Source organism: Marinobacterium maritimum (assembly GCF_039523155.1).
GTDB lineage: Bacteria > Pseudomonadota > Gammaproteobacteria > Pseudomonadales > Balneatricaceae > Marinobacterium > Marinobacterium maritimum.
Genome location: NZ_BAAAET010000009.1, coordinates 42,510 through 58,835, shown reverse-complemented (window position 1 = coordinate 58,835; position 16,326 = coordinate 42,510). Strand labels below are relative to the sequence as shown.

General features: G+C 56.2%; 12 protein-coding genes and 3 tRNA genes. 12 read left to right on the top strand and 3 right to left on the bottom strand.

Annotated features, from left to right (window positions below):
* Positions 1-952 precede the first annotated feature (952 nt).
* The gene (locus ABD013_RS18420) at positions 953-1,888 is read left to right on the top strand and encodes a porin (protein ID WP_343809137.1); all 936 of its coding nucleotides are present in this window, start codon (positions 953-955) and stop codon (positions 1,886-1,888) included.
* A gap of 133 nt (positions 1,889-2,021) precedes the next feature.
* Here the strand turns inward: ABD013_RS18420 and ABD013_RS18415 are convergent.
* Both ABD013_RS18415 and ABD013_RS18410 read right to left on the bottom strand, forming a co-directional pair.
* Positions 2,022-2,097 (bottom strand) — tRNA-Phe (locus ABD013_RS18415).
* A gap of 59 nt (positions 2,098-2,156) precedes the next feature.
* On the bottom strand, positions 2,157-4,145 hold the full coding sequence (locus tag ABD013_RS18410) for a methyl-accepting chemotaxis protein (RefSeq protein ID WP_343809136.1): 1,989 nt from the start codon (positions 4,143-4,145) through the stop codon (positions 2,157-2,159).
* A gap of 258 nt (positions 4,146-4,403) precedes the next feature.
* Here ABD013_RS18410 and carA point away from each other — a divergent pair, with 258 nt between their 5' ends.
* From carA to greA, 3 genes are read left to right on the top strand one after another with little or no spacing between them, the layout of a single operon-like run.
* Complete coding sequence (gene carA / locus ABD013_RS18405) at positions 4,404-5,540, top strand: glutamine-hydrolyzing carbamoyl-phosphate synthase small subunit (RefSeq protein ID WP_343809135.1); 1,137 nt, start codon at positions 4,404-4,406, stop codon at positions 5,538-5,540.
* Positions 5,541-5,590: 50 nt separating this feature from the next.
* On the top strand, positions 5,591-8,815 hold the full coding sequence (gene carB / locus ABD013_RS18400) for a carbamoyl-phosphate synthase large subunit (RefSeq protein ID WP_343809134.1): 3,225 nt from the start codon (positions 5,591-5,593) through the stop codon (positions 8,813-8,815).
* Entirely contained in the window at positions 8,812-9,288 is a 477-nt protein-coding gene (gene greA / locus ABD013_RS18395; protein WP_343809133.1) for a transcription elongation factor GreA, read from the top strand. Before carB ends, greA begins: the two co-directional genes overlap by 4 nt.
* 58 nt (positions 9,289-9,346) lie before the next feature.
* Here greA and ABD013_RS18390 read toward each other — a convergent pair whose 3' ends face one another.
* Positions 9,347-9,649 carry a YhbY family RNA-binding protein gene (locus ABD013_RS18390; RefSeq protein ID WP_343809132.1) on the bottom strand — a complete coding sequence of 101 codons (303 nt, stop codon included), beginning with the start codon at positions 9,647-9,649 and terminating at the stop codon, positions 9,347-9,349.
* A 329-nt stretch (positions 9,650-9,978) separates the two neighbouring features.
* Here ABD013_RS18390 and ftsH point away from each other — a divergent pair, with 329 nt between their 5' ends.
* The 8 genes from ftsH to rimP all read left to right on the top strand — a co-directional run bounded on the left by ftsH (position 9,979) and on the right by rimP (position 16,300).
* Positions 9,979-11,997, top strand: a complete 2,019-nt coding sequence (ftsH, locus tag ABD013_RS18385; RefSeq protein WP_343809131.1) for an ATP-dependent zinc metalloprotease FtsH — start codon at positions 9,979-9,981, stop codon at positions 11,995-11,997.
* Between the two features lie 94 nt (positions 11,998-12,091).
* Positions 12,092-12,952 (top strand): dihydropteroate synthase, encoded by an 861-nt coding sequence (folP, locus tag ABD013_RS18380; RefSeq protein ID WP_343809130.1) that lies wholly within the window; start codon positions 12,092-12,094, stop codon positions 12,950-12,952.
* Between the two features lie 3 nt (positions 12,953-12,955).
* Positions 12,956-14,305, top strand: a complete 1,350-nt coding sequence (glmM, locus tag ABD013_RS18375; RefSeq protein ID WP_343809129.1) for a phosphoglucosamine mutase — start codon at positions 12,956-12,958, stop codon at positions 14,303-14,305.
* Positions 14,306-14,350: 45 nt separating this feature from the next.
* Positions 14,351-15,118: a triose-phosphate isomerase gene (gene tpiA, locus ABD013_RS18370; protein WP_343809128.1), complete on the top strand. Its 768-nt coding sequence runs from the start codon at positions 14,351-14,353 to the stop codon at positions 15,116-15,118.
* A 12-nt stretch (positions 15,119-15,130) separates the two neighbouring features.
* Complete coding sequence (secG, locus tag ABD013_RS18365; protein ID WP_425543426.1) at positions 15,131-15,496, top strand: preprotein translocase subunit SecG; 366 nt, start codon at positions 15,131-15,133, stop codon at positions 15,494-15,496.
* 7 nt (positions 15,497-15,503) lie between these two features.
* Positions 15,504-15,589 (top strand) — tRNA-Leu (locus ABD013_RS18360).
* Between the two features lie 46 nt (positions 15,590-15,635).
* A tRNA-Met gene (locus ABD013_RS18355) sits at positions 15,636-15,712 on the top strand.
* 132 nt (positions 15,713-15,844) lie between these two features.
* The gene (gene rimP, locus ABD013_RS18350) at positions 15,845-16,300 is read left to right on the top strand and encodes a ribosome maturation factor RimP (protein WP_343809126.1); all 456 of its coding nucleotides are present in this window, start codon (positions 15,845-15,847) and stop codon (positions 16,298-16,300) included.
* Positions 16,301-16,326 lie beyond the last annotated feature (26 nt).

Genomic DNA, 16,326 nt, shown 5'->3' with positions numbered 1-16,326 from the left:
GATTCCGCTTGCTCAGTCTGTTCCTGTCACGCTAGCCTCGCATCAGCAGCACACCGGCGTTTTATTGAGCTGTCTCAGAACAGCGTCTGGCTGTTCTTGCCTCATGGGCGCAGCGGCGAGCAGGGGTGCATTGTGGATAACCGTACGTGTGTGAATAACGCCTCCCGAGCCGAACATCAACTGTGACGCACAGAAGGCTTGTGCATAACCTGTCCTGGCTGGTGTAAGGCTCGACAGGTTTATGGCTGTGCATAACAGGCGTTATCCACGGCGCTTATTCAAGCGGTCACGGGACAGGGAGAGACACGGAAAAGACTTGGGATGACGCTGGAAAGATGAGGCGAGTCCGCCGGTGGATAAAAAGGGGGGAAAGAAGGGCCCCGGCGCATCCATTGCTTAGGGCCCTGTCACCGACTTCCATGTCAGCCGCTGCGTGCCTCCGACGCAGGCGTTGAGGTACTGAGACTCCACTCAGATCATTACATCCTGTAAACCTCGATAAACAGAATAGTAGCTTCAGTCACTCGGGGATATAGGAATAATTCCTAAAAATTAACACGTCGCTAAAAAGTCGTAGCCGCATCTTCTGCAGGTAGTGATACCAGCGCTTTGAGCCTTTCTTCGCAGCATGGGGCGCGGCATCCTCCCTGCTGGTTGGCCTTCAGGTACAGGGCGTATTCAGGGGCAGGCTTGTGTGTCGAGCTTTCTGCTGTTCATTGCAGCCCTCGCAGGCTTCCCTGATACATAACCTGAGCTGGCCGAATGCAATCGTTTTGCCGGTGAACTTTATGAAGTTAATCGCCTATAAGGTCAAAATGCTCTTTATTTTCAATAGGTTCATCCATCTATAACTGCTCTGTAATGTGGCTGATACAAACAGCGTTAGTCGGTATCAGGCTTGGCCTGAGCCCTAACAATAACAAGAAGCCCATAACGTATGTGGAGTTATAAGATGAAGAAAGTAGCACTGACTTCTGCAGTCGCTGCAGCCATGTTGGCTGGTTCCGTTCAGGCTGCCACGATCTATGAGAACCATGGCCTCAAATATGAGCTAAAAGGGGATCTGCAGGTTCAGTTGCGTCAGAAAATCGGTCCGGAAAGGGATATTGACCTGGAGTTTGACGATCTGGAACTGAAAAACCGCTTGAGCTATGACTTGGGCAACAATATGGCAGCCTTTGGCCAGTTGGACTACAGCTTCGACAAAAAAGCCAATGATCCATCAGCTGAAGGTAGTGGCAAGCTGGAAGAAGCTTACCTGGGGCTACGCTTCGACAACATTGATCTGCGCTTTGGTAAACAGAACTACTCCACTGATGAGTTCAGTGTTGAGCAAGCGTATGAAACCGTCGTTGAGGATGACATCTTCGACCTGAATGATGATGCCGGTGATGATGTTGTGCGTATCGATGCTCAGTTCGAAAACGTCTTTGTATCCGTATCCACAGATCTGGAAGCTGAAGGTAATTCAAATAGTGATGGCAACTCCTCCACTGACTTGTTTGTTTCGACCTCTGTCGCTGACCTGAGCATGATGGTGGCATATCAGGACTATCAGGCTCCTGGGGCTGCAGCAGTAACATCATGGGGCATTGGCGTTGAGTACGATGCCGGCTTTGCGACTTTCGGTGCCGATTATGGGTCTATGGACGGTACGGCTGATGTGTACAACCTGGTGGCGGCTTTTCCAGTAGCGGAAACGACAAAAGTGGCACTGGGTATCCAGAACAGGGATGAGGACGCAGGAGATGAGGTGACCGGCTGGTATGCCAACGCAACCTACAAGTTCCCGGCCCAGAGAAACGTCAGCGTCTTTGCGGAAGTCGGTGATACCGATGCCGAGAATACCGATCCAGGCTTCCTGGCAGGCATGCAGGTCAAGTTTTAACCTGTTTAAGTGGCTCCCGGCCTAACCCCTTCGGGTCGGGGGCGCTTAGGCTTCAGAGCCTCGCTGGCTATCACTTGTGCGGGACAGCAGAAACAAAAAAGCCCCGCTTTCGCGAGGCTCTTTTGAAGAATTTTGGTGCCCAGAGGCGGAATCGAACCACCGACACGGGGATTTTCAATCCCCTGCTCTACCGACTGAGCTATCTGGGCTAAGGAAGGCGCATTTTTCCACTATCACTCTTGGGTGTCAAGTATGTGGCTGATTTTAATTATGATTCCTTGTGACTACTGTGGTCGAAGCGGCTGATCATGCGAGTCAACGAGCCACTGATGCTTTCGAGTTCCAACGCGAGTGTTCGGTTATTGTTGGCTTCTGTGGCGGCATCGGTGGCCAGAGAAGCGCTCAGATTAATGGTTTCCTGAATCTGTGTCGTGGTTTGAGACTGCTGTTCTGTGGCCGCTGCAATCATCGCATTCATATCGGAAATATCCCCAATCGCGCAGTCGATCTCATGAATGGATTCGCGTGCCTCTTCGATGGCTTTGACCGTAGCGTCAACAAGTCCCTTCTGTGTATCGACACAGTCGCTGGCTGTGCGAGATGCATCGTTAAGTTTATTGATGATGGACTGGATCTGCTCAGCTGATTGCGCCGTGTTGTTGGCAAGATTGCGTACCTCGTCCGCCACGACAGCAAAGCCTCTGCCGGCACTGCCGGCGCGCGCGGCTTCTATTGCAGCATTCAGGGCCAGCAGGTTGGTCTGGTCGGCAAAGCCGTGAATAACGCTGAGCACTTCGCCGATCGCCAGGGTGTCTTGTCGCAACTGCTCGATACTGTTCTCGGTACGTTCGGCTTCCTGGCTTAATTGCAGGGCGTAGTCACTGGTCTTGACGATCTGTTCGCTGCCCTGCTGGACCTGCTGCTGTACCCGATGGGTGGCGGTGCTGGTATTACCGGCACTGCTGGCAACATCCTGGTAGGAATTGGTGAGCTGCTGCATCTGTTCAGCAGAATCAGCTGTTTGCTGCTGTTGCTGGTTTACAACGTTTTCAATGCGGGCCGAGCTGTCGGTTGCTCTGGCTTGAAGGGCTGACAGCAGACCGGTTTGCTGGCTGATTTCGTTGATCAACTGCTTGAAATAGGTTTGCAGCTTGTTCAGAGCGTTGTCCAGGCTGCGTGCTTCCTCGAAGCGACTGTCGAAATGGATCGATGCCGCCAGTTCACCGGCGGCGAGTTGAGCAATGAAACGACAGCCAGCGCTGATCAAGGCTGCCAGACGATTCAGCAGCAGACCCATCAGTGAGCCGGTAACCAGCAACAGGGCGACGGAGATACCCAGAATCCAGTAGGTATTGTTCAGGGTTTCGCGGTAGGAGGCATTAAGGGCCTGCTCAACCTGTTCAAGTTCCTGTTTGAGGGCCTGCAGGGCATTGCTGGCGGTCGCTTGCCCGCGCAGCTTCAGCTGACTGAACTTGCCGGCGTTCTGAAGTTCCTTGGGGTAGCGACCGATCAGGTCATGAATCTGGGCTCGGGGTTCTTCACCGAGCTCGATTCGGTTTTGAGTCGTGTCCCAGCCCATAAGTTCGGCCATGGGGTCGACTTCGCTGACCTTGTACAAGCCCAGCACGGGAAGTGCCTGGATGCTGGCGGCGGTCTTTTGCATCTGCTCAAGGTGTTGCTCAATGGACTTGAGCGTATCGTTATCCAGCTGGGCAAAGTAGTGCTGACGCAGCAGTGTAAGATGGTGGAGCTCGGCCAGGAGTTGGGCGCTCAGTTGCAGGTACTCAAGTGCTGCTGCCTGCTGTCCGATCTCAGCGGCACCCTTTTGAGCGTATTCACTGAGACTGTTAAGGCTATAAGCCAGCTCTCGCTCGTTATTGATCAGCAGGGCCTGAGGGGCGGCCAGTTTGCCGGCAGCGCGAAGTTCAGGCAGGGCTTGTGCCTGCATGTGAGACAGTGATGTCTGGATGAGCTGGCGGGCCTGTTCGTCGAGCCAGAGCATATCGGCATTGGTCGCAAGGGCTTCTTCTATACCATTCTCGATGACAGTCAGTTCGCTGGCATCGCCGGAAGTCAGGTAACGGTTCGCCGGCTGTTCGATCCGGTTCTGAATTTCCAGAGTATAGTCCTGGTAATTGGTATTGTTGCGGAATGCCTCGTCCAGTTGCTTCAGTGACCAGATGACTGAAAGGGTCAGGGCAACCAGCATTGTAAGGAGGGTCAGGGACGACAGTCGTGCCAGGGTGGAAATCTTCATCACGTGCCTGCTTGTAATGTTGTTTTCGCGCGACAGTCTATGAAAGTTTTGTGACAGTCCGGTGACGCGGTTGAACGAGATCGTGCGTGGACTCGAAGGCGTGGATCGTCTAGAATACCGGGGTTTAGCCTGCTACGAGTGCAGGTCGATAACAGCCAGATTACTAGAAGCGAGGTAAGCGTCCAGTTTTGCCTCGCTTTTTTGCACGTATACTATCCAACTGTCCAGACTATGCAGCGCACGCGCGGGGAGGTTCAATTGACGCGACCAGCCATTCTAGCCCTTGAAGACGGCAGCATTTTCAGGGGAATAGCAATTGGCGCCGATGGTGAATCCAGTGGTGAGGTGGTTTTCAACACCTCCATGACTGGATATCAGGAGATTCTGACCGATCCTTCCTACTGCCGCCAGATTGTGACCCTGACCTATCCACATATCGGCAACACCGGCGTCAATGCCGAAGATGCAGAATCCACCCAGACCTGGGCCGCCGGCCTGGTGATCCGTGACCTGCCATTACTGGCCAGCAACTTCCGTAGCGAAAAAACGCTGGATCAGTACCTGAAGGACAACAATATTGTCGGTATCGCGGACATTGATACCCGCCGCCTGACCCGAATTCTGCGTGAGAAAGGCTCGCAGAACGGTTGCATCCTGGCCGGCGAAAATCTGGACGAGGAAAAGGCTCTGGCGGCTGCGCGCGCTTTCCCGGGCCTCAAAGGCATGGATCTGGCAAAAGAAGTCAGCGTGACTGAACGTTACGACTGGCGCTCCAGCACCTGGAAGCTGGGCGAAGGCCATGAGGAAAAGGCTGATGCAGATCTGCCGTTCCATGTGGTTGCCTATGACTTTGGTGTGAAGCACAACATCCTGCGGATGCTGGTCGAGCGTGGCTGTCGCCTGACCGTGGTGCCGGCCCAGACCCCCGCTGCAGACGTGCTGGCCTTGAACCCGGACGGTGTTTTCCTCTCCAATGGCCCGGGTGATCCCGAGCCCTGTGATTACGCCATTGCCGCGATCCGCGAGATCCTCGAGACCGGCACGCCGGTATTCGGTATCTGTCTGGGTCACCAGTTGCTGGCACTGGCCTCCGGTGCACAGACCCTCAAGATGAAGTTTGGTCACCACGGTGCCAACCATCCGGTGCAGGATCTGGACAGCAAGCACGTGATGATCACCAGCCAGAACCATGGTTTCGCCGTCGATGAGGACAGCATGCCGGCGAACCTGCGTGCAACCCACAAATCCCTGTTCGACGGTTCACTGCAGGGGATCGAACGTACGGATGTTCCGGCGTTCAGCTTCCAGGGACACCCGGAAGCCAGCCCAGGCCCGCATGATGTGGCGCCGCTGTTCGATCGTTTCATTGAACAGATGAAAGCCCGTCAGGCCTGATAGCACCCTGACAAGTCAGTGACAGTAACAGAGACGACCGGTTAAGACAGATGCCAAAACGTACGGACATTAACAGTATTCTCATCCTTGGTGCGGGCCCGATCGTGATCGGCCAGGCCTGCGAATTCGACTATTCCGGTGCCCAGGCGTGTAAGGCGCTGCGTGAAGAGGGTTACCGCGTTATCCTGGTCAACTCCAACCCGGCGACCATTATGACCGACCCGGCGATGGCGGACGCGACCTACATCGAGCCGATCAACTGGAAAACCGTTGCCAAGATCATTGAAAAAGAGCGCCCCGATGCGCTGCTGCCGACCATGGGTGGCCAGACCGCGCTGAACTGTGCGCTGGACCTGGATCGCGAAGGCGTGCTGGCTGAATTCGGCGTGGAAATGATCGGCGCGAGCCAGGATGCCATCGACAAGGCGGAAGACCGCGAGCGCTTCGACAAGGCGATGAAAAACATTGGCCTGGAGTGCCCGCGTGCGGCGATCGCCCACAGCATGGAAGAAGCCCTGCAGGTGCTGGATTCCATCGGTTTCCCGGCGATCATCCGTCCGTCCTTCACCATGGGCGGCACCGGTGGTGGTATCGCCTACAACCGTGAAGAGTTCATCGAAATCTGCGAGCGTGGTCTGGACCTGTCGCCGACCAGCGAGCTGTTGATCGATGAATCCCTGATCGGCTGGAAAGAGTACGAGATGGAAGTAGTTCGCGACAAGAACGACAACTGCATCATCGTCTGCTCGATTGAAAACTTCGATGCCATGGGTGTGCACACTGGTGACTCCATCACCGTTGCACCGGCTCAGACGCTGACCGACAAGGAGTACCAGATCATGCGTAACGCATCGATCGCGGTACTGCGTGAGATCGGTGTCGAGACTGGCGGTTCCAACGTTCAGTTCGGTGTCGATCCGAAGACCGGTCGCGTCGTGGTGATCGAGATGAACCCGCGCGTATCCCGTTCTTCAGCGCTGGCGTCCAAGGCAACCGGTTTCCCGATCGCCAAAATCGCCGCCAAGCTGGCCGTGGGCTACACCCTGGACGAGCTGCAGAACGACATCACCGGTGGTCGTACCCCGGCGTCCTTCGAGCCGTCCATCGACTATGTCGTCACCAAGATCCCGCGTTTCACCTTTGAGAAGTTCCCGCAGGCCAACGACCGTCTGACCACTCAGATGAAGTCCGTGGGCGAAGTGATGGCCATCGGCCGTTCTCAGCAGGAGTCCCTGCAGAAAGCGCTGCGTGGCCTGGAAGTGGGTGCTACCGGTTTTGATCCGATCGTGGATCTGAAAGCTGAAGATGCGCGTGACACTATCGTTGCCGAGCTGACTCAGCCGGGTGCCGAGCGTATCTGGTACATCGGTGATGCTTTCCGCCTCGGCATGAGTGTCGATGAAATCTACAAGCTGAGCGGTGTTGATCCCTGGTTCCTGGTGCAGATCGAAGATCTGATCAAGGACGAGCAGCGTGTATCCGAAACGGCTCTGGGCGAGCTGGACAAGGATCAGATCTTCCGCCTCAAGCGCAAGGGCTTCTCTGATGCCCGTCTGGCAACACTGCTGGGTGTGAGCGAGAAACAGTTCCGCAAGCAGCGCCAGAAGCAGGGCGTGCGCCCGGTATTTAAGCGTGTGGATACCTGTGCCGCTGAGTTTGCTACTGATACTGCTTACATGTACTCCTCCTATGAGGAAGAGTGTGAAGCTAATCCGTCCGACCGCGACAAGATCATGGTTATCGGCGGTGGCCCGAACCGTATCGGTCAGGGCATCGAATTCGACTACTGCTGCGTACATGCAGCGCTGGCGGCACGCGAAGACGGTTACGAGACCATCATGGTCAACTGTAACCCGGAAACCGTATCCACCGACTACGACACCTCCGATCGTCTGTTCTTCGAGCCGATCACGCTGGAAGATGTACTGGAGATCGTCAATGTTGAGCAGCCGAAGGGTGTAATCGTTCAGTACGGCGGTCAGACGCCGCTGAAACTGGCGGTTGCCCTGGAAGAAGCCGGGGTGCCGATTATCGGTACCAGCCCGGAAGCGATCGACCGTGCCGAAGACCGTGAGCAGTTCCAGCAGATGCTGAAGCGTCTGGGTCTGAAGCAGCCGGAAAACGCGACCGTGCGCAGCCTGGAAGAAGCGATCGTCGAAGCCGGCAAGATCGGTTACCCGCTGGTCGTGCGTCCGTCCTACGTGCTGGGTGGTCGAGCCATGGAGATCGTGTACAAGGAAGACGAACTGCGTCGTTACATGACTACGGCAGTTCAGGTTTCCAACGACGCGCCGGTGCTGCTGGATCACTTCCTGAATGCTGCCGTTGAAGTTGATATCGATGCGGTCAGCGACGGTAAGACCGTAGTCATCGGTGCCATCATGCAGCATATCGAGCAGGCTGGGGTTCACTCCGGTGACTCGGCGTGCTCCTTCCCGCCGTACAGCCTGGCGGCTGACGTGCAGGACGAAATGCGTGGAATGGTGCGCAAGATGGCGCTGGAACTGGGCGTTATCGGTCTGATGAACGTGCAGCTGGCCTACCAGGATGGCGAAATCTACGTCATCGAAGTGAACCCGCGTGCCTCCCGTACCGTGCCGTTCGTTTCCAAGTGCATCGGCACCTCTCTGGCTGCAATCGCGGCGCGTGTCATGACTGGCAAGACCCTGCAGGAGCTGGGCTTCACCGAAGAAATCGTGCCTACGTTCTTCAATGTCAAGGAAGCGGTGTTCCCGTTCAACAAGTTCCAGGGTGTTGACCCGATTCTTGGCCCGGAAATGAAATCTACCGGTGAGGTCATGGGTACGGGCGCCACTTTCGGCGAGGCGTTCATGAAGGCGCAGATCGGTGCCGGCGAGAAGATGCCGTCAGTCACTGGCAAGGCGTTTATCTCTGTACGTGACGTTGATAAGGCGGCGGTCGTTCCGGTTGCCAAGGATCTGGCTGAGCTGGGCTTCTCTCTGGTTGCGACTGCTGGTACGGCAACGCTGCTGGAAGAGGCAGGTCTGGCGGTTACTCGCGTCAACAAGGTGGCTGAAGGTCGTCCGAACATCGTCGACATGATCAAGAACGGTGAGATCAGCTACGTGATCAACACTACCGAGGGTCGCAAGGCAATTGCTGACTCCGCCGAGATCCGTCGTTCGGCGCTGCAGCACAAGGTGCCTTATACCACTACGCTGGCTGGTGCAGCGGCAACTGCCGAAGCGCTGAAGTATGGTGAAGAGAAGATGGTCCGTCGTCTGCAGGACCTGCATGCAGGAGTAGCAGAATGAAACGCGTTCCGATGACCGTTGCCGGTGAAAAAATGCTGCGGGAAGAGCTGGCCGACCTCAAGTCGGTTCAGCGTCCCACGGTGATCGCTGCGATCGCTGAAGCACGTGAACACGGTGATCTCAAGGAGAACGCCGAGTACCATGCGGCTCGTGAACAGCAGGGCTTTATTGAAGGTCGCATCCGTGAACTGGAATACAAGCTCTCTCAGGCTCAGGTTATTGATGTCACCGAGATTCCGCATACGGGCAAGGTGATCTTCGGTACCACGGTCGATCTGATCAACATCGATACCGACGAAGAGGTGCGTTACCAGATCGTCGGTGACGATGAAGCAGATATCAAAAAGGGCAAGATCTCCGTCAACTCACCAATCGCGCGCGCGCTGGTGGGTAAGGAAGAGGGTGATATTGCCGCGGTACAGACGCCGTCTGGTATGACCGAGTATGAAATTGCCGAGGTGGCTCATCTCTGAGCCGCCCTTTAGGCAAAAAAAACCGCCGAGCGATCGGCGGTTTTTTTATGTCTGCAACTCAGCGCATGAGATTGGACAGTTTGGGGTTGGGCTGCTGTGCCGCGCGGTAGAGCAGCGCGATGTTGCCGATCTCCTGTACCAGGGTGGCTTCCACGATGGCGCAGAGCTCGCGGATCATCTGCTTTTTCACCTCGCGGTCGCCAACCGAAAACTTAACCTTGATCAGCTCATGGTCTTCGAGCGCACGGTCCACTTCCAGCTGGATGTTTTCGGACAGTCCGTTGCCGGCCACCATGACGATCGGGTTCAGGTTATGGCCGAGGGTGCGGAAATGCTTCTTTTGCTCAGGCGTCAAGCTCATACTAGAATATGGTGCCTCTTGATTGGGGGAGTAGCCCCGTTGATCAAATAAACAGCTATTTTACCTGAGTCCTGCGGGACTGAGTAGCATTGACGGCTTCGAGACCGTCGACAGGCGGTTTGTCAGTTCAACGGGTGTGTGCTGCAAGGAACATTTTTGCCTCATGCCGATCAAATTCAGCGCACGGGCCGCTATCAGGTGCCTGCTCGGATGTGCAGAAGAGTGCGTACAACGATAAAACAGGTTGCGAAGCGGTGCTGATTCAGTAACAGTGGCAATCACAAGCGGCCGACAGAATTGAGAGAACAGAGGGTGCTCCATTGAACGATATGGCAAAAAATCTGGTGTTGTGGCTGGTGATCGCAGCGGTGCTGCTCACTGTCTTCAACAATTTCAGTGCCGAAAACGAGAGTGGCAAGTTGAGCTACTCCGACTTTGTGGCCGAGGTACAGGCGGATCGAGTGGAAAAAGTGACCATCGATGGTTTCACCATTGTCGGTCAGCGCAGTAATGGCGAACGTTTTGAAACCGTGCGCCCGGCTGTTCAGGACCCCAAACTGATTGATGACCTGCTGCAGCACAACGTAGTGATTGAAGGCAAGCAGCCCGAGCGCCAGAGTATCTGGACCCAGCTGTTGGTGGCATCCTTTCCGATTCTGGTGATCATCGCCGTATTCATGTTCTTCATGCGCCAGATGCAGGGCGGCGGTGGCGGCAAGGGTGGCCCGATGTCGTTCGGCAAGTCCAAGGCGCGCATGATGGCCGAAGACCAGATCAAGACCACCTTTGATGATGTGGCCGGTGTTGAAGAGGCCAAGGAAGAGGTTAAAGAGCTGGTCGATTACCTGCGTGATCCTGGCAAGTTTCAGCGTCTGGGGGGACATATCCCCCGCGGTGTGCTGATGGCGGGTTCACCGGGTACCGGTAAAACCTTGCTGGCGAAGGCGATTGCGGGCGAAGCACGAGTGCCTTTCTTCAGCATTTCCGGTTCTGACTTTGTTGAGATGTTCGTCGGTGTGGGTGCGTCCCGTGTCCGTGACATGTTCGACCAGGCGAAAAAACATGCGCCCTGCATCATCTTTATCGACGAGATCGATGCCGTGGGGCGCCACCGTGGTGTTGGCATGGGAGGCGGCAATGACGAGCGCGAGCAGACGTTGAACCAGCTGCTGGTTGAGATGGATGGTTTCGAAGGTACCGAAGGCATCATCGTGATTGCGGCAACCAACCGTCCAGACGTACTCGACCCGGCATTGCTGCGTCCTGGTCGTTTTGACCGTCAGGTACATGTCGGTCTGCCGGATATCCGCGGTCGTGAACAGATTTTGAAAGTTCACATGCGCAAGGTGCCGCTGGGCGATGACGTCAAGCCGGAACTGATCGCGCGTGGTACCCCGGGCTTCTCCGGTGCCGACCTGGCCAACCTGGTCAACGAAGCGGCCCTGTTTGCGGCACGTAACAACCGTCGCACCGTGGGTATGGAACAGTTCGAGCAGGCTAAGGACAAGATCATGATGGGCGCCGAGCGCAAGTCCATGGTGATGTCCTACAAGGAGCGCCTGAATACGGCCTACCACGAAGCCGGTCACGCGATTATCGGTCGCGTTATGCCGGAGCATGACCCGGTATACAAGGTATCGATCATTCCGCGTGGCCGTGCGCTGGGTGTGACCATGTTCCTGCCGGAAGAGGACCGTTACAGTCACAGCCGTCAGTGGATCATCTCCCAGATCTGCTCGCTGTATGGCGGCCGTCTGGCGGAAGAGATGACGCTGGGCAAGGAGGGTGTGACCACTGGTGCCTCCAACGATATCCAGAAAGCGACATCGCTGGCGCGCAACATGGTCACCAAGTGGGGCCTGAGTGAAGATCTGGGGCCGCTGCTGTATGGTGAAGAGGATGATGATCCCTTCGGTCGCGGCATGGGGCAAGGCAGCAAGCCGATGTCCGAAGAGACGCAGAAGCGCATTGATGCCGAAGTAAAGCGTATCATCGACGACTGCTACCAGAAGGCGTCGCAGATCCTGCATGACAACCGCGATATCCTCGATGCCATGGCAGAGGCACTGATGAAGTACGAAACCATCGGCGCCGATCAGCTCGATCAGTTGATGGCGCGTACCGACGTGACGCCGCCGGATGGCTGGGAGGAAGCTCAGGAACGTGCCGATAAGGCTGAGCGTGATATGCAGGAAAGGAAGCAGGGCGCATCTGAAGATCCGCAGCCCGATGAATCGAATGATGACGTCGCGGACGATGATCGCGCCTCCGGTTCCGATGATGACCGTGACGATGACAGCAGTGATGATGATCACAACCCCTGGCACCGTCCGGGTGACCGCAGCTAAGCGTTGATCTGATATCATTAAGCCGGCCTTTGGGCCGGCTTTTTTGTGTCCGGCGTTGGGCGGGATGATCTAAATGCGGAAGTGGGCAGAAACAATGACGGTATTGCAGTGTGCAGGGCGCAAGCTCGATCTATCGACAGCGCAGGTAATGGGTATTCTCAATGTCACACCGGACTCCTTCTCCGATGGCGGTAGTGTCTACTCAGAGCGTCAGCTGTCTGTTGAGATGGCGCTGCGCAAGGCGGTAAAGATGGTCGGTGAGGGTGCGACCCTGATCGACATCGGCGGAGAGTCAACCCGCCCGGGGGCCGATCCGGTGCCGGTTGAGGAGGAGCTGGAGCGAGTGATACCGGTGGTTGAGCGGTTGAGCCAGGAGCTGGATGTGGTGTTGTCGATCGACACCAGCGCACCGGAAGTGATGAAAGCCGCTGCCGAGGCGGGTGCCGGGCTGCTCAATGACGTACGCTCTTTCTCCCGTCCCGGTGCGTTCGAAGTGGCCGCCGCAACTGATCTGGCACTTTGTGTCATGCACATGCAAGGCAGCAGCCCTGCGACGATGCAGCTCAGGCCGCACTATGAGGATGTGACCGAAGAGGTGGAGCACTTTCTCCAGTTCCAGCAGCAGCGCTGCCGTGAAGCAGGCATCGCCGATGATCGCCTGCTACTGGATCCGGGGTTTGGTTTTGGCAAAACCCTGCAGCATAATCTGGAATTATTGAACCGAATGGAACGCCTCGAGAAGCTGGGAACTCCCCTTTTGGTGGGAACCTCACGCAAGTCGATGATTGGCCTGACGCTGAACAAACCGGTCGATCAGCGCCTTTATGGCAGCCTGGCGACTGTAGCGCTGGCGGTCAGCAAGGGGGCAAAAATTATCCGTGTACATGATGTGGCACCGACCGTAGATGTGGTGCGCATGACCGAAGCGGTCAACAACGAAACAGCAGGAGAGTAACGGGTGAGCAGGAAGTATTTTGGAACCGATGGTATTCGTGGTGAGGTCGGTCAGTTTCCGATCACGCCTGATTTCGTGCTCAAACTGGGTTGGGCGGCCGGTTGTGTCTTTGCGCGAGAAGGTCGCAGCAAGATCCTGATCGGCAAGGATACCCGTATCTCCGGTTACATGTTCGAGTCGGCACTGGAAGCCGGGTTGTCGGCGGCCGGTGTCGATGTGCTGCTGACCGGTCCCATGCCGACGCCCGCCATTGCTTACTTGACGCGCACTTTCAGGGCCAATGCCGGTATCGTGATCAGCGCATCGCACAACGTCTATTCTGACAACGGCATCAAGTTTTTCTCCGGTGATGGTACCAAGCTGCCGGACAGCGTTGAGCAGGCGATCGAAGCGCAAATGGATCTGGCGATGACGACGGTACCTTCTGCCGAACTTGGCAAGGCGCGTCGCATCGACGATGCGGCCGGGCGTTATATCGAGTTCTGCAAGGGTACCCTGCACAACCGCTTCAGCCTCAAGGGCATGCGTATCGTGCTCGATTGTGCCAATGGGGCGACCTACCATGTAGCCCCCAAGGTGCTGCGTGAGCTGGGTGCTGATGTGATCGAAATCGCATCCTCGCCGGATGGGGTCAATATCAATGATGCCTGCGGTGCCACTGACCCGGTGCGGCTGCAGAAGGTCGTACTGGCGGAAAACGCTGACCTGGGCGTGGCGCTGGATGGTGACGGCGATCGCATCATGATGGTCGATCATCAGGGGGAAGTGGTCGACGGTGACGAAATTCTGTTCATCATCGCAACGGCCCAACAGCAACTGGGAGAATTTGAAGGCGGCGTTGTCGGTACTCTGATGTCCAACTTCGGTCTGGAGCAGGCCCTCAAGCGACGGGATATTCCGTTTGTGCGCGCCAAGGTTGGCGACCGTTATGTGATTGAACAGCTGCAACAGCACGGCTGGGTATTGGGTGGCGAAAGTTCCGGCCATATCGTCTGTGGCCAACTGACTACCACCGGTGACGGCCTGGTGGCGGCGCTGCAGGTGCTCAAGGCGATGGTTGACCGTGAACAGGATCTGCATACCCTGAAATCGGGGATGTACAAGATGCCGCAGACCATGATCAATGTGGCCATGCCACGCAAGCTCGACCCCATGCAGCAGGATGAAGTGGTGGCTGCGGTGCGAGAGGTGGAGGCTGAGCTGGGGCAGCGTGGACGGGTCTTGCTGCGACCATCGGGTACCGAGCCGGTCGTGCGCGTCATGGTTGAAGGTGAGGATGAGGGCGAAGTGAAACGCCTTTGCAGTGAGCTGGCACAGAGTGTTGAAAAATCACTGCGGACACTTGCCAGCTGATTGGGCCTCGGATACTATATGCGCCTCTTTCGTAAGGGGATATCGATGCGTAAAGCACTGGTAATCGGAAACTGGAAGATGAACGGTCTTCAGGCGCGCAATGCGGAGCTTGTGGCTGCAGTAGCTTCTGGTGTCGCAGATGAAACTTTTGCACGTGTTGATGTTGGCGTCTGTCCTCCGTTTATCTATCTTCAGGCGGTGGCGCAGCAGTTGGATGATACAGCTATTGCTGTAGGGGCTCAGAATATGAGTCAGCATGCCAGCGGTGCCTATACGGGAGAGGTGTCTGCCGAAATGCTGGTAGATGCCGGTTGTCGCCTGGTTATTCTGGGGCACTCGGAACGGCGTTCTCTGTTCGCCGAGACCGACGCAGACGTCGCAGGCAAGGTTAACGCGGCTCTGGCTGCGCAGTTGACACCCGTTGTATGCGTGGGAGAAACTCTGCAGCAGCGTGAGGCGGGAGATGCCGAGTCGGTTGTCTCCGAACAGTTGCTGCAAGCCTTGGCGGGTCTGGGTGCAGAAGCGCTGGAGCAGGTTGTTGTGGCCTATGAGCCGGTATGGGCAATAGGTACAGGTCTGACGGCGTCACCTGAACAGGCGCAAGAGATTCATCGGGCTTTGCGGAAGGTGCTGAATGGCCTTTCTGCTGAAGCAGCTGATAAGATGCGCATTCTTTATGGTGGCAGTGTCAATGCGGCAAATGCCGATGCACTGTTCGCACAGCCGGATATTGATGGTGGCCTCATTGGTGGCGCATCGTTGAAGGCTGAAGATTTTATCGCGATCTGCCGTGCGGCGGCAGTCGCCGGCTAAACGGTATCGATGATGGAAAATGTTATTCTGATCGTTCATGTGCTGCTGGCTGCCGCGATTGTTGCTCTGGTGTTGCTGCAGCAGGGCAAGGGTGCTGAAGCAGGTGCTTCCTTTGGCGGAGGCGCTTCGCAGACAGTATTCGGTAGTCAGGGATCAACCAGCTTTCTGGGTCGCATGACCGCTGTTATGGCTGCAGGTGTATTCGCGACCAGCTTTGCTCTGGCTGTGTATGCCAAGCAGAAAGCGGAAAGTGTAAATGATGCTGGTATTCCGGCCGCAGAAGTGATTGAATCTGCAGCGGAAGTTCAGCAGGAGCTGCCGGCGCTGGAAAGCGAAAAGGCAGCGCAGCCGGAAACTGATATCCCGGTTGCTGAATAAGTTTCAAGCCGAAGTGGTGAAATTGGTAGACACGCCATCTTGAGGGGGTGGTGAGCTATGCTCGTGCCGGTTCGAGTCCGGCCTTCGGCACCATTTGTAAGTTCGGCAGGTGTTGTGTATAATGTGCACCTGTTTCTGATGCGGGGTGGAGCAGTCTGGTAGCTCGTCGGGCTCATAACCCGAAGGTCGTTGGTTCAAATCCAGCCCCCGCTACCACTTTTTTTACGAAAAAGCCCCTTGTTAGGGGCTTTTTCGTAGGTGATCAACAGGCACCAGGTGCCGCGTCAGAAATGGGTCCTAAGCGGCCCATTTTTTGTTTCAGGCATCTCCAGAACGAGGTCTTCGTCAGTGTCAGCCAAACTTAATGCCTTGCAGGAATTGATCGAGCCGGCCGTTACCGCGCTGGGTCTTGAGCTTTGGGGGCTGGAGTTCAACTCTGCCGGTCGCCACAGCTCACTGCGTATCTTCATTGAAGGGCCAGAAGGCGTCAGCGTTGATGACTGTGCGCGTGTCAGTCATCAGGTGAGCGGCATTCTGGATGTCGAGGACCCGATTCAGGAACAGTACATGCTGGAAGTGTCCTCTCCGGGCATGGATCGGCCGTTGTTCACGTTGGAGCAATACAAGGCATACGCAGGCCATATGGTGCAGCTGCGTCTGCGGGTGCCCTTTGAGGGGCGACGTAAATTCAAGGGCCTGCTGAACGGCGTCGAAGGTGACGAGGTTCTGCTGGTTGTAGATGATGAAGAATACCTGTTGCCGATCGACTATATCGATCGTGCAAACGTGATTCCCCAGTTTTAATACCGGTTTGAGGTTTGGCGAGGCAG